This is a genomic window from Mesorhizobium sp. C395A (assembly GCF_030323205.1).
Classification (GTDB): domain Bacteria; phylum Pseudomonadota; class Alphaproteobacteria; order Rhizobiales; family Rhizobiaceae; genus Mesorhizobium.
Map to the genome: position 1 here is coordinate 3,194,540 of NZ_CP100473.1, position 12,251 is coordinate 3,206,790.

Annotated in this window: 14 protein-coding genes; 7 read left to right on the forward strand and 7 right to left on the reverse strand. The window is 63.3% G+C overall.

What is annotated here, in order from left to right:
- Positions 1 to 4: 4 nt before the first annotated feature.
- From NLY37_RS15620 to NLY37_RS15635, 4 genes are all read right to left on the reverse strand, one after another.
- Entirely contained in the window at positions 5 to 652 is a 648-nt protein-coding gene (locus NLY37_RS15620) for a D-glycero-alpha-D-manno-heptose-1,7-bisphosphate 7-phosphatase (protein WP_023741096.1), read from the reverse strand.
- Entirely contained in the window at positions 645 to 1,217 is a 573-nt protein-coding gene (locus NLY37_RS15625) for a D-sedoheptulose-7-phosphate isomerase (RefSeq protein ID WP_023741095.1), read from the reverse strand. The genes NLY37_RS15620 and NLY37_RS15625 overlap by 8 nt, the downstream gene beginning before the upstream one ends.
- Positions 1,218 to 1,224: 7 nt before the next feature.
- Positions 1,225 to 2,715: a D-glycero-beta-D-manno-heptose-7-phosphate kinase gene (rfaE1, locus tag NLY37_RS15630; RefSeq protein WP_023741094.1), complete on the reverse strand. Its 1,491-nt coding sequence runs from the start codon at positions 2,713 to 2,715 to the stop codon at positions 1,225 to 1,227.
- Positions 2,716 to 2,839: 124 nt separating this feature from the next.
- Positions 2,840 to 3,472: a LysE family translocator gene (locus NLY37_RS15635; protein ID WP_023671977.1), complete on the reverse strand. Its 633-nt coding sequence runs from the start codon at positions 3,470 to 3,472 to the stop codon at positions 2,840 to 2,842.
- 132 nt (positions 3,473 to 3,604) lie between these two features.
- On the opposite strand from NLY37_RS15635, the gene rfaD reads away from it, so the two are divergent.
- Genes rfaD through waaC form a run of 3 tightly spaced genes read left to right on the forward strand, consistent with a single transcriptional unit; the run spans position 3,605 to position 6,506 of the window.
- A complete protein-coding gene (gene rfaD, locus NLY37_RS15640) occupies positions 3,605 to 4,555 on the forward strand; it encodes an ADP-glyceromanno-heptose 6-epimerase (RefSeq protein WP_023683756.1) in 951 nt (316 codons plus the stop codon).
- Complete coding sequence (waaF, locus tag NLY37_RS15645) at positions 4,528 to 5,535, forward strand: lipopolysaccharide heptosyltransferase II (RefSeq protein WP_023683755.1); 1,008 nt, start codon at positions 4,528 to 4,530, stop codon at positions 5,533 to 5,535. Before rfaD ends, waaF begins: the two co-directional genes overlap by 28 nt.
- Positions 5,532 to 6,506, forward strand: coding sequence for a lipopolysaccharide heptosyltransferase I (gene waaC / locus NLY37_RS15650; protein WP_023741093.1), 975 nt, complete (start codon positions 5,532 to 5,534; stop codon positions 6,504 to 6,506). The genes waaF and waaC overlap by 4 nt, the downstream gene beginning before the upstream one ends.
- A 22-nt stretch (positions 6,507 to 6,528) precedes the next feature.
- On the opposite strand, the gene greA is transcribed toward waaC, so the two are convergent.
- Positions 6,529 to 7,002: a transcription elongation factor GreA gene (greA, locus tag NLY37_RS15655; protein ID WP_023683753.1), complete on the reverse strand. Its 474-nt coding sequence runs from the start codon at positions 7,000 to 7,002 to the stop codon at positions 6,529 to 6,531.
- 289 nt (positions 7,003 to 7,291) lie between these two features.
- Complete coding sequence (locus tag NLY37_RS15660; RefSeq protein ID WP_023741092.1) at positions 7,292 to 7,828, reverse strand: tetratricopeptide repeat protein; 537 nt, start codon at positions 7,826 to 7,828, stop codon at positions 7,292 to 7,294.
- A 229-nt stretch (positions 7,829 to 8,057) separates the two neighbouring features.
- Between NLY37_RS15660 and NLY37_RS15665 the strand changes: the two genes are divergently transcribed.
- The 3 genes from NLY37_RS15665 to NLY37_RS15675 all read left to right on the forward strand — a co-directional run bounded on the left by NLY37_RS15665 (position 8,058) and on the right by NLY37_RS15675 (position 10,679).
- Positions 8,058 to 8,483: a DUF3775 domain-containing protein gene (locus tag NLY37_RS15665; RefSeq protein WP_023683751.1), complete on the forward strand. Its 426-nt coding sequence runs from the start codon at positions 8,058 to 8,060 to the stop codon at positions 8,481 to 8,483.
- A 198-nt stretch (positions 8,484 to 8,681) separates the two neighbouring features.
- Positions 8,682 to 9,758, forward strand: a complete 1,077-nt coding sequence (locus NLY37_RS15670) for an extensin-like domain-containing protein (RefSeq protein WP_023741091.1) — start codon at positions 8,682 to 8,684, stop codon at positions 9,756 to 9,758.
- A gap of 132 nt (positions 9,759 to 9,890) precedes the next feature.
- Positions 9,891 to 10,679, forward strand: a complete 789-nt coding sequence (locus NLY37_RS15675) for an extensin-like domain-containing protein (RefSeq protein WP_023683749.1) — start codon at positions 9,891 to 9,893, stop codon at positions 10,677 to 10,679.
- Positions 10,680 to 10,699: 20 nt separating this feature from the next.
- On the opposite strand, the gene NLY37_RS15680 is transcribed toward NLY37_RS15675, so the two are convergent.
- Positions 10,700 to 11,419: a gamma-glutamylcyclotransferase gene (locus NLY37_RS15680; RefSeq protein ID WP_023683748.1), complete on the reverse strand. Its 720-nt coding sequence runs from the start codon at positions 11,417 to 11,419 to the stop codon at positions 10,700 to 10,702.
- A 112-nt stretch (positions 11,420 to 11,531) separates the two neighbouring features.
- Here NLY37_RS15680 and NLY37_RS15685 point away from each other — a divergent pair, with 112 nt between their 5' ends.
- A complete protein-coding gene (locus NLY37_RS15685) occupies positions 11,532 to 12,239 on the forward strand; it encodes an LssY C-terminal domain-containing protein (RefSeq protein ID WP_286440051.1) in 708 nt (235 codons plus the stop codon).
- The last annotated feature ends 12 nt before the right edge of the window (positions 12,240 to 12,251 follow it).

Genomic DNA, 12,251 nt, shown 5'->3' on the forward strand with positions numbered 1-12,251 from the left:
CGTCCTAGATTCGGGCGAGCGACTCGATAGCCCCCAAAAGCCATACCAGATCATCGGGGTTGCGCAGCGGCAGAACCTCGAAGCCCGGCTCATTACTTCCCTCGCCATCCACCAGCCAGCCGCGCGGCAGGCCGGCACGTTGTCCGGCCTGCATATCCGCGGGATTGTCGCCGACGATCAGCGAGCGTTTGAGATCGAGGCCGAGGCGCTGCCGGGCCTGTAGCAGCATGCCCGGATTGGGCTTGCGCATTGGATGGTCGGCGACCGCCAGTGGCCCGCTGCCCGCCTCGTGGTAGGCGCAGGCCAGAACCATGTCGACGAAGGCATCGCCGGCGGCAAGCAGCTTGAGAACCCGGCCGTTGACCGCGGCAAATTCCTTCCAGCCGAAATAGCCGCGCGCGATGCCGGACTGGTTGGTGACGATGACCACCGGGATGTTGCCCCGGTTGGCCGCCGCGATGACCGGCACGATGCCGTCGCGCAGCACCATTTTGGCGGGATCGTCGGGATAACCCGTATCGACATTGATGGTGCCGTCGCGGTCGAGGAACAGCGCCGGCGCGTTGGCTGGAAACACCCGCGAACCCACCCGCTCAACCCACAGGCCGGGCTCAGCCAGCGGGTATGGACCGTAGGCCCCGGTGTCAGCCATTCGACAGACGGTCTTCCACCACCTCGCAGAGATAGTGGTAGAGGCAGAGATGTCCCTGCTGGATGATCGGCGTCGAGGTCGAGGGCACGTTGAGCAGTATGTCGGTGAGCGGCTTGAGTTTGCCACCGCTGTCGCCGGTGAGGCTGACCACCGTCATGCCCATCATCCGAGCCTGTTCGGCGGCAGCCAGAATGCTCGGCGAATTGCCGCTGGTCGAGATGGCAAGCAGCACGCCGCCGGGCGCGCCATGCGCCTCGACCTGGCGCGAAAACACCGTGTCGAAGCCGTAGTCGTTGCCCCAGGCGGTCAGCATCCCGGCGTTGGCCGGCAGCGCAATGACATTGTAGGCCTTGCGCTCCCTAAGAAAGCGGCCGACCAGTTCGGTGGCGATATGGATGGCGTCGCTGGCCGAGCCGCCATTGCCGCAGACCAGCAGCGCCTTGCCCGACGAGAGCGCCGATACCACAGCGCTCACGGCGCGTTCCATCTCGCTGGTCAGGTCGCGCTCAACCGTGGCGGTGATGGCGGCCGCCGAGCGGACAAGGTAATCGTTCAGTCCCGACATGAATTCCTCAGTTTGTAGTACCGGCGCGCAATTTGCCGATCGTGCCGGTGGTGCTCTTGCCGGCGACAAGGTCGACCAGGACGACGCGCCCGCCCGCCTTCTGCACCACATCGGCGCCGACAACGGTTTCGACCGTGTAGTCGGCGCCCTTGACCAGAATGTCGGGCAGAAGCGCCTCGATCAGCGCCAGCGGCGTATCCTCTTCGAACACCACGACCGCATCGACCGAGGCCAGGGCGGCGAGCACGCAGGCACGATCATGCTGATCGTTGACCGGGCGCCCGGCGCCTTTCAGCCGACGCACCGAGGCATCGCTGTTGAGGCCGAGCACCAGCCGGTCGCACTGGCTGCGCGCCGCGTGGAGAAGACTGACATGGCCGGCATGCAATATATCGAAGCAGCCATTGGTGAAGCCGACGCTCAGGCCCTCGTCCTTCCAAGCCGCCACCATGCGCGCGGCCGATGCGGCATCGAGGATGGCGTCCTTGTGGGCGGTGGGGCCGTGCGAGCGGAACAGCGCGCCGGTGAGTTCCTCCACGGTCAGCCGCGCGGTGCCGCGTTTGCCCACCACCACACCGCCGGCGGCATTGGCGATGGAGGCGGCCATGATGCGATCGGCGCCCGCGGCCAGAGCCAGCGCGAAGCTCGCGATGACCGTATCGCCGGCGCCCGAAACGTCGAACACTTCGCGCGCCTGGGTGGCGATGTGGCGCGCCTCATCCGCGCCGACGACGCTCATGCCCTTTTCGCTGCGGGTGGCGACGACGAAGTCGAAGCCATGTGCCGAAATCAGCTGGCGTGCCGCCGCGACGATCTCGTCGTCGGCGAAAACCGGGCGACCGACAGCTTCGCCAAGCTCCTTGCGGTTGGGCGTGATGGCGGTCGCGCCGGCATAGCGCGCATAGTCGCGGCCCTTGGGATCGACCAGCACCGGTTTTCCCGCCTCGCGGCAGATGGCGATCAGGTCGGCAGCGACGCCGTCGAGCAAGATGCCCTTGCCATAGTCGGACAGAATGACGATGTCGGCGCGCGTGAGTGCGGCGCGAAAATGCCGGACCAGGTCCGCCCGTTCCTTGTCGTCGAGCGGCTTGATCTCTTCCTCATCGAAGCGCAGCACCTGCTGATTGAGCGCGCTGAAGCGGCTCTTCGACGACGTCTTGCGGCCGCGCTCCTGCCCCATATCAGCCGTGTCGGCGCCGAGTTCGCCAAGCATCCGCACCAGATTGTCGCCGGCCACATCGGTGCCGATCACCGATATGGGAATAGCGCTGGCACCCAGCGAGACGATGTTGGCGACAACGTTGCCTGCGCCGCCCATCGTCGAGGTCTCACCGCGCCCGTGCAGCACCGGGATCGGCGCTTCCGGCGAGATGCGCTCGATGACGCCGTTGACGAAACGGTCGAGGATGAAGTCGCCGACCACCAGCACGGCAACGTCGCCAAAGCGGGCAATGGCGCGGTGCAAAGGTTCGGGCGAAGGCGGATTGTGCTTGATCATGTCACTGGCAATGCGAGGGAAAGGCCGACCTCAATCACGCTGAAAATTGTCAATTTACGGGCCGGATCGTTCATGGCGAAGCCGATATACCGCAAATCCGCGCAGCGCAACGTCAGGGCGGCCGTCAGCTCTTCTGCAACGCGACGTGGACGCCCAGTCCGACCAGCACCGCCCCGCCCGCCCGCTGCATGATGCGCTGCGCACGGCTGGAGCGCTTCAGCCGGGCGATCACCATGCCTGCCAGCAACACGCAGACAATATCTGCCGAAGAGAACATTAAATTGACGATGGTGCCCAGCACTACGAATTGCAGCCACACCGGGAACCCCGCCGAGGCATCGATGAACTGTGGCAGGAACGCCATGAAGAAGATCGCCGTCTTCGGATTGAGCACTTCGACGGTGATGCTCTCGAAAAATGCCCGGCGCGCCGATTTGCGCTCGATCGCCGGCAGCGCCGTGTCACCGTCCCCGCGCTTGCGGAACAAGGACACGCCAAGCCAGATCAGATAGAGCGCGCCGATGAGCTTGACCGCCATGTAGAGCGGCGGCACCGCATGGAAGAGCACCGACAGCCCGGCGGCAGCCGCAAAGACATGGAAATAACCGCCAAGATGGATGCCAAGTGCCGCCGTCAGCCCCGACCAGCGCCCGCGCGCCATGGTCTGCGCGGCGGCATAGAGCATGGCCGGTCCTGGAATATAGGCAAAGATCGCCGTGGTGGCGAAAAACGCAATGAGCAGTTCGGTCGACGGCATTTTTTGTCCCCTAGTTTGCGGGCCTCGATAAAGCGGGCGCTTCGCAGTCTCACTATGTCGTCGTGGTGCTTCATCGACAGCCCGGCTGCCCTCCCTTATAAGGACCGGAATCGCAAGCAACCAGAGGCCTTCATGATCATCGTCACGGGCGGGGCCGGCATGATCGGCTCCAACATCGTCGCCGCACTCAATGCCGAAGGCCATGATGACATCCTCGTCGTCGACGACCTCACCGACGGCCACAAGATCGCCAACCTGGCCGATTTGCAGATAGCCGACTATCTCGACAAGGACGAATTCTTGGCCACCTTGGAAGCCGGCGACCTAGGCCGAGTGGAGGCCGTCTTCCACCAGGGCGCCTGCTCGACCACCACGGAATGGAACGGCAAGTTCATGATGGACGTGAACTACGCCTTCTCAAAGCGGTTGCTGCATGGCTGTCTTTCGCTGCGCATACCGTTCCTCTATGCCTCCTCGGCTTCCGTCTACGGCGGCGGTTCGGAGTTTCGCGAGGACCCCGCACTTGAGCGGCCGCTCAACGTCTACGCCTATTCGAAGAAACTATTCGACGACTATGTCAGGCGCACCGTGTTCGACACCGATCATTCGCAGGTCGCGGGCCTGCGCTACTTCAACGTCTATGGCCCGCGCGAGGCGCACAAGGGTGCCATGGCCTCGGTCGCCTTCCATCTGTTCAATCAGGTCGGGCGCGGCGAAAACCCAAAGCTGTTCGGCGCCCATGACGGCTTCGGCCCCGGCGAACAAAGCCGCGACTTCATTCACGTCGGCGATGTCGCCGACGTCAATCTGTGGCTGTGGAAGCGCGGCTCGAGCGGCATCTTCAACTGCGGCACCGGCCGCGCCCAGCCGTTCCGCGCCATTGCCGAGACCGTGATCGATACGCTGGGCCAGGGCGAGATCGAGTTCATCGAATTCCCCGATCACCTCAAGGGCAGCTACCAGAGTTTTACCCAGGCTGATATGTCCCGCTTGCGCGCAGCCGGCTATAATGGGCAATTCCGCAGCGTGGAAACCGGCGTCAGAGACTATGTCGAATGGCTGAAAGCCCAACGATCCTCGTGATCGGCCCACGCTGGGTGGGCGATATGGTCATGGCTCAGTGCCTGTTCTCGGCATTGAAGGAGCTCCATCCCAACGCCGCCATCGACGTGCTTGCCCCGGCCTGGGCGGCCCCGCTGGTCAAGCGCATGCCCGAGATTCGCCAGCAGATCGATTTCCCGCTGCAACCCGGCGCGCTTGAATTCATCATTCGCCGCCGCTTCGGCCGCCTGCTGCGCGGCCGCTACGACATGGCCTACGTCCTGCCGGGTAGCTGGAAATCGGCGCTGATCCCGTTCTTTGCCCGCATTCCGCGCCGTTTCGGCAATTTGCGCGAAATGCGCTATGGCCTGCTGACCGACATCTTGCCGCTGCCCGATGCCGTCAAACGGCACACCGCGCAGGCCTATTTTGGCCTCGCCCAAGGCGGACATTTCCGGCCGCCGCGGCTCACCGTCGACGCCGGCAATCAGAAAGAGCTGCTCGCTCGCTTCGCACTTCAGCCGGGAAAATTCGTCGCCATGATGCCCGGCGCCGAATTCGGTCCGGCCAAACGCTGGCCTAGCGAAAGCTATGCCGGCCTCGCCAGAGAGATGATGGCGAAAGGATTCAAGGTCGCGTTGTTCGGCTCGAAGAACGATCGCGACGTCACCGCCGAGATCGCAGCACTCGCGCCCGGTGTCGTCGATCTGGCAGGAAAGACGCGGCTGGAGGACGCCATCGACCTGATCGCCGCGGCCAGGCTGGCGGTGTCCAACGACAGCGGGCTGATGCATGTCGCGGCCGCCGTCGGCACGCCGGTCGTTGCCGTCTACGGTTCGACCTCGCCGGAAAACACGCCGCCGTTGGCTGAACAGCGCGAACTGATCTGGTTGCATCTGTCCTGTTCGCCCTGCCACCGGAAGGTCTGTCCGCTCGGCCACCTCAACTGCCTGAAGACGCTGGACGTTGCCCGAGTGGCAGCGGCGGCGGACAGGTTGCTGGAACTCCCGGCCGCCGCATGAAGGTGTTGATCGTCAAGACCTCCTCGATGGGCGACGTCATCCACACCTTCCCCGCCGTCGAAGATGCACGCCGCAAGCGCCCCGATATCGCCTTCGACTGGTGCGTCGAAGAGGCCTTTGCCGGCATCGTCGCGCTGCATCCGGCGATAGCAAAGATCCATACCGTCGCCATCCGGCGCTGGCGCAAGCATCTGTTCAACGCCGGCACATGGCGGGAGGCGACAAGCTTGCGCCGCGCTCTGCAAGCAGGCGAGTACGACCTCGCCATCGATGCGCAGGGGCTGCTGAAATCGGCCCTGGTGGCGAAACAGGCAGCGGCACCAATCGCAGGTTTCGACCGCGCAAGCGCGCGGGAGCCCTCGGCAACGTTGTTTTACCAGCGCAAATACGCCGTGCCGCGCAACCTGCACGCCATCGAACGCACGCGCCGGCTGTTCGGGCTGGCGCTCGGCTACGAGCCCGATCTTTCGGCGCTCGCATCCGGGATTGTGCCGCCTCCCGGCGGCCTGGCCGGCATTGACGGCAAGACGGCCTTCCTGCTGCACGGCACCAGCCGCGAGGACAAGAAATGGCCCGCCGAAGACTGGATCGAAACGGCTCGCCTGCTGGTTGGTAGCGGAATGACGCCGGTCACCACCTGGTCGAACGAGCGTGAGAAGGCGGTGGCCAAGGCGATCTCGAAAGCCGTGCCGTCAACGATCGTGGTGCCGAGATCGCCGCTGGCAGACATTGCCGCGATCCTTGGCCGCTCGACGCTGGTTATCGGCGCCGACACCGGTCTGACCCACCTCGCCAGCGCCTTCGGCCTGCCGACGGTCGCGGTGTTCCTGGCGACCGAGCCGGGTTTGACCGGCCCGCGCGGGCAATATGCCTCAACGTTGCTGGCCGCAGCGGGGGAGCGCCTCATGCCGGCACAGGTGGTGCCGGAAGCAGAAAAGCTATTAGCCCTTAAGCTCCAAGCTTCGGCATAGGACCTTCCAGCAATCTGAGGTGCTAGATAAATTGCACCTGGACGATCTCATAACCCCTGGCGCCGCCGGGGGCGTTGACCTCGATGGCGTCGCCGACTTCCTTGCCGATCAGCGCGCGCGCGATCGGCGAGGAGATCGAAATACGGCCCGATTTCACATCCGCTTCCTGGTCGCCGACAATCTGGTAGGTCTTCTTTTCCTCGGTGTCCTCGTCGACCAGCACCACCGTGGCGCCGAACTTGACCTTGTCGCCGCTAAGCTTGGTGACGTCGATCACCTCGGCCCGAGCAATATAGTCTTCCAGTTCGTTGACACGGCCCTCATTGAGGCTCTGCGCCTCTTTGGCGGCATGATATTCGGCATTTTCGGACAGGTCGCCATGCGAGCGCGCTTCGGAGATCGCCTCGATGATACGCGGCCGCTCTTGCTGCTGGCGCCAGCGCAGTTCTTCCTTCAATGACGCGAACCCCTCGCCTGTCATCGGGACCTTGTTCATGATGCCTGACCTTTCCTGCCGCCACCCCCGCATTTCGGGGAAAGCCTTGTCGATGGGTATAAAAAGAAAACGGGTCCGGCAGCCTCGGGCTAACGGAACCGTTTCACCGCAGTTTTCCCCAATATAGCGATCCTCGCGCGTTTTTCACGCTGAAAAAGCAGGCTTTTTGAAAAATCATGAGCCGATTGTCCAATTGTCGTTACGGCACGTGCAGCGTGTTGCAGTTGCGACAACCAAAAAACCGACTGCGATTGCTCGCAGCCGGCCCAGAGAAGCCGTTGGGGTTGGGTCAGCTTCTCATGAAATGGTAGATCTGTTCGGCCAGCATGCCGTATTCGCGGGAACCTTTGCCGGTCCGCTTCTCGATCTCGGCCAGCTGCGCCTGGGCGCCGGCCAGATCGCCGATCTGCAGATGGGCCTCGCCGAGATATTCGCGCACCAGCGTGTAATCCGGGTTGATGCGGAGCGCTTCCTCGTAATAGCCGAGGCCGACGGTGACACGGCCGGAATGGCGATGCGAATAGCCGAGATAGTTGAGGATGCGTGGATCCTGCTTGTTGGCGGCAAGGCTGAGCACGGCGATCGCCTCATCATAACGCCCGGCCATGGCCAGGTCGTGACCAGCATCGTAGATGTTGTCGTCGTCCAGCATGCCGTACTTCGGCGCGACGCATTTCTGCTTTTTCTTGTCCCAGACCTGCCCCTTCTTGCACTGGGTGGTGGTCTCGGTACCACCGCCACCGCCGCCGGCCGCAAACACCGGAACCGCAAAGAACTGCAGCGCCACAAGCGCCGCAGCCGCCTGGATCAACACTCTTTTATGCATCGAAGCCTCCTTGAGGGATAATGACGATCTTGAGGGATAATGACGATAATGAAAAGCTAACGCCGGGATGCAGACTTTTCATCCCGGAAACCCGCAGCCGCCGAAACTATTTGTGCGGCCGTGCCTAACCTGAATTCGGTCAAAGGCGGGAGCCAGGGATCAGAACATGACGTGACGCGCGCTGCAAATCCGCTATCATTCCGGAAATGATCAGCGGGGGTGCCCGAGAGTGCAACAGCGCCGTGAGCGGGAATGGGAGCTATCGATCGGCCCGGACACCGTGCGCCTGTTCATTCTCAAGGCAAAGGGACTGAGTGCTGCCGTCAACGAAGACTATGCCGACGGTGCCGAGCATGAGGTCGAGCTCGATGGTGAATCACATGCCAATCACCACCATGACGGTCTGGCGGAGGAAAGCGCGGAAGACCTCACCGAGGAAGAGCTGCGCGAGCTGATCAACGACCTCAACGTCGACGAAGCGGCCGAGTTGATCGCGCTGGCCTGGGTCGGCCGCGGCGACTATGACGCAGCGGAATGGTCCGATGCGGTTGCCGCCGCGCGCGACCGCGCCAACAAGCGCACGGCGAAATACCTGCTCGGCATGCCGCTTTTGGCCGACTGGCTGGAAGAAGGGCTGGAAGCGATTGGCGCGTAACGGCGTGGTTACCGTTCGTGATGGGCCGCAGGCAACCTCCGGGCGCTCGCGCCGTTGAGGAGGATGGGGTCGCTTGTACTTTCCCGAACATGCAGAGTTGCACTGGTCATGGTCGTCACGGCTCTGCTGCTGACGCCCCTGCTGACGCAAGCCGACGCCAAACAGCGCAAGAAGCATTACACGCCGCTGTCACAGCGGTTGGAGCAGCTGTTTTCACCGCGGGTCGACTCGCATCCTAAGCCGCGCAGCAAACACCGCCAGAAGCCCAGTCCAAAGCGGCACATCACGCCAAAGCAGGTGGAACAAAAGACCCCGGATAAAAAGCCCTCGCCCGCCGATGTTCCGGTGCAGCCCTCGCGCGTTGTCCCGCTGCCCGAGGCGCGTCCTTCAGAGGCGCCGAAGACCGGCGCGGCACCGATCGAAAAGCAAAAGGCCGAAGGTCCGAACCCCCTTGGCGCGCCCAACCGGTCCAATGACGATCGATTCAACGAAGAAAAGTCCCGTTTTAAAAAGCAGGCGCGGCCCGGACCGTCAGCCCCGAAGCCGTCGACCGATAGGCAAAGCGAGCCCGAGCCGCCGGCCGCGGTGCCGATTCCGACACAAAAGCCAGACACTTCGGAACCTGAAGCTCAGCCGCTGGCCGTTGCTCCGCAACCACCTGAAAAACCCGATGCCGGCGACAAGAAGATGCTGCCCGATGCGCGCTCGGCCGATGTGCCCGATGCAAAAATGCCGGCGGCGGAAGTCGCCTGTCGCGAGCGGCTGATGGCCCTTGGTGTCGAATTCGAGGAGCATAAGGCGGAAAGCAATCCCGACATCGGCTGCTCGATCCCCTATCCCCTGGTGCTGAAGTCGCTCGGAAAATCCATCGCCATCGGACCCACGACCGAACTCAACTGCCCGATGGCCGAGGCGGCAGCCCGCTTTGCCGCCGAAATCATCCAGCCTGCGGCGAAAGCCGAGTTCGGCGCCGACCTGAAATCGATCAACCAGGCATCGGCCTTTGTCTGCCGGCCGCGCAACGGCACGCGCCATCTGTCGGAACATGCCTTCGGCAATGCGCTCGATATTGCCAGCTTCACGTTGTCGGATGGCAGAAAGGTCGAAGTCGGTCCAACGCCGCCCGAGAAGGACGGCAAATTCCTCAATGCGGTGCGCAAGGCCGCCTGCGGACCGTTCAAGACCGTGCTTGGGCCGGGCGCGGACCCGGACCATTCCCTGCATTTCCATCTCGATCTCGAACCGCGCCGGAATGGTGGCACTTTCTGCCAGTAATGGCCCTCCAGTGATCGTCATGCCGGTGATGGTCTGGCTGCCGCATTTCGGCCGCACGCATGAACGTGGACGCTGAGTTTTCCTTTACCCTTGATCGTTAAAATCCCATCGATCAAGGACAGGATTCCGCCCATGGCCGCAATATTTCGCGCCGCCGCGAAGGCAAAAAGCGCAGCGATACTGGCCACCGGTCTTGCGCTGGCCGCCGTTTCGGCTTGCAACACTGGCAGCGTGCTGTCGCTGCAGCCGGCCGTCGATGTCGGCTCGCAGACCGCGGCCGTGCCGCAATATGAAGGCATGCAGAAGCTCGTCCCGTCCAATCCCTATATGACTGCCGCCTATCCGCGCATGGACGAGCCGATGTCGGAGCCGCAGCAGATGCCGGCCAGCGAAACCGATTGCCGTGGCGAGCTGAAGCGCCTTCGCGTCGTCTACACCGATGTCCAGCCGATCCATGAGGGACAGTGCGGCATAGACTGGCCGGTCAAGGTCTCCGCCATCGGCGGCATCCAGATGAAGCCCGCCGCGACATTGACCTGCGACATGGCCGCAAGTTTCGCCGCCTGGACCAGCAACGAACTGGTTCCTTCCGCCCGCTGGCGCTATTTCTCGGGCGTCAAGACCATCCACCAGGGCTCAAGCTATTCCTGCCGCAACATCGCCGGCGAAGGAGTCCTGTCCGAGCACGGCAAGGGAAACGCCCTCGACGTCATGAGCATCGAGCTCAACAACGGCGACGACATCGACGTGCGCAAGCCCGGCCTGTTTGCCTTCCGCACCCGCGGTTTCCTCAACAATGTGCGCGCCGACGGCTGCCAGTATTTCACCACCGTGCTCGGTCCCGGCTACAATTACGATCACCGCAACCATTTCCATTTCGACATCAAGAACCGCAAAAGCGGCTACCGCGCCTGCCGCTAAGGCGTTTCACCGTTCAGAAATCAGTCGGGATTGGCGTTCCCGGTGGAAGCGATGATTTGCTCGGCCACCAGATCCTGGATGCGCCAAAGGTTCCTGTCGCGGATACCGCTCTCTTCCAACTTGCTGACGGTTCGGAACAGGTATTGAGCCGACGAGCCCCAATGCCCGGCAGCCCGCGCCAGCGTGTCGGCAACCTGCTCCAATGGCAGCCGGCCCGCATAGGCCCTGCCGTCTGGCGCGGCGACGAAAGCCAAGGCCCGCAACGGCCCATCCTTGGTCTTGACCTTGATCCAGCATGGCACGTTAGTCGGCGGGTTGGCATCGATCTCGCGGCGCATCAACTGGCCAAGTTGCCCGACATGGTCTTCCGCGGGCAGCCGATAGACGATGCCGTTGCAGCTGCCGCCTCGATCGAGCGCCAGCATCAGCGCCGGCAAATCACGGGTTCCGCGCCAACGGGTCAGCGTCAGGCAGAACGAGCGGTGCCATCCTGGCGCCGTGGCCGGGCGCTGCTCGACATGGGCGAATTCGGGGTTCCAGATCAGCGACCCGTAGGCAAAGACCCATAGCGCTTCAGGCCGATGCTCCGACAGAAGTTGCTCGACAAGACTATCGAACTCCGCGTCCGTATGCTCGGTTGTTCCGGGCTCGGGACCCGCATCCGGTTCGACACGCTCGACCCTTGCGACAAGGTCCGCGGTCAATGCCATCGAGCTGCGACCCACCGGCTTCTTATCCATTGCTGCTCACCCCACGCAAAAACGATGGCCGACGATAGAACGGCTGCTCGCCGCTGGCCATTGATTTTCAGGGTCCGTCAGGCACAGATACCGCACGGATCGAGCCGCTTTCATGAGCCGACGAAGCCTGCAACGACGCGCATTGACCTGGCTCGCCGCTCTTCTGGCGGTCTGGCTGGCCCTCGCCTATGTCGCTGCGCCGGAATTCTGGACGGTTCGCGACCGCGGCTTTCGCACGCAGACTTTCGAGATGGTGACACACACGCCGCAAGGCATTCCGGGCGACCCGATCAATATCGGCCTTGTCGGTACCGAAAAAGAGATGGTCCATGCCTTCGCCATGGCCGGATGGGATACGGCCGATGGCGTGACGCTAAAGACCGCGATCGAAATCGGTGAGAGCGTGCTGTTCGACCATCCCTATCCTGACGCCCCGGTCAGCCGGCTGCTGTTCGAAGGCCGCGCCCAGGATCTCGCCTTCGAAAAGCCGGTCGGCGGCAGCGCCGACCGGCGCCATCATGTCCGCTTCTGGCGCAGCGATGCGACCGGCGACGACGGCCGAACGCTCTGGATGGGCTCGGCCAGCTTCGACCGCGGCGTTGGTCTCAGCCACGATACCGGCGCCATCACCCACCATATCGCCCCTGACATCGACGCCGAGCGCGATCTCGTGATCCACGACCTGTCGGCGGCCGGCATGGTGATCTCGGTGAGCGACATCCCGGGCATCGGCGCCACCAGGACCGGACGCAACGGCGGCGGCGATCCCTATTTCACCGACGGCAAGGCTGTTGTCGGGGTGCTCAGGCAATTCCCCTGAACCACTGTCATT

Bases quoted from the DNA above. Each gene is read 5' to 3' on its own strand.
- NLY37_RS15620 (WP_023741096.1), bottom strand. From the start codon at position 652: ATGGCTGACACCGGGGCCTACGGTCCATACCCGCTGGCTGAGCCCGGC.
- NLY37_RS15625 (WP_023741095.1), bottom strand. From the start codon at position 1,217: ATGTCGGGACTGAACGATTACCTTGTCCGCTCGGCGGCCGCCATCACC.
- rfaE1 (WP_023741094.1), bottom strand. From the start codon at position 2,715: ATGATCAAGCACAATCCGCCTTCGCCCGAACCTTTGCACCGCGCCATT.
- NLY37_RS15635 (WP_023671977.1), bottom strand. From the start codon at position 3,472: ATGCCGTCGACCGAACTGCTCATTGCGTTTTTCGCCACCACGGCGATC.
- rfaD (WP_023683756.1), top strand. From the start codon at position 3,605: ATGATCATCGTCACGGGCGGGGCCGGCATGATCGGCTCCAACATCGTC.
- waaF (WP_023683755.1), top strand. From the start codon at position 4,528: ATGGCTGAAAGCCCAACGATCCTCGTGATCGGCCCACGCTGGGTGGGC.
- waaC (WP_023741093.1), top strand. From the start codon at position 5,532: ATGAAGGTGTTGATCGTCAAGACCTCCTCGATGGGCGACGTCATCCAC.
- greA (WP_023683753.1), bottom strand. From the start codon at position 7,002: ATGAACAAGGTCCCGATGACAGGCGAGGGGTTCGCGTCATTGAAGGAA.
- NLY37_RS15660 (WP_023741092.1), bottom strand. From the start codon at position 7,828: ATGCATAAAAGAGTGTTGATCCAGGCGGCTGCGGCGCTTGTGGCGCTG.
- NLY37_RS15675 (WP_023683749.1), top strand. From the start codon at position 9,891: ATGGCCGCAATATTTCGCGCCGCCGCGAAGGCAAAAAGCGCAGCGATA.
- NLY37_RS15680 (WP_023683748.1), bottom strand. From the start codon at position 11,419: ATGGATAAGAAGCCGGTGGGTCGCAGCTCGATGGCATTGACCGCGGAC.
- NLY37_RS15685 (WP_286440051.1), top strand. From the start codon at position 11,532: ATGAGCCGACGAAGCCTGCAACGACGCGCATTGACCTGGCTCGCCGCT.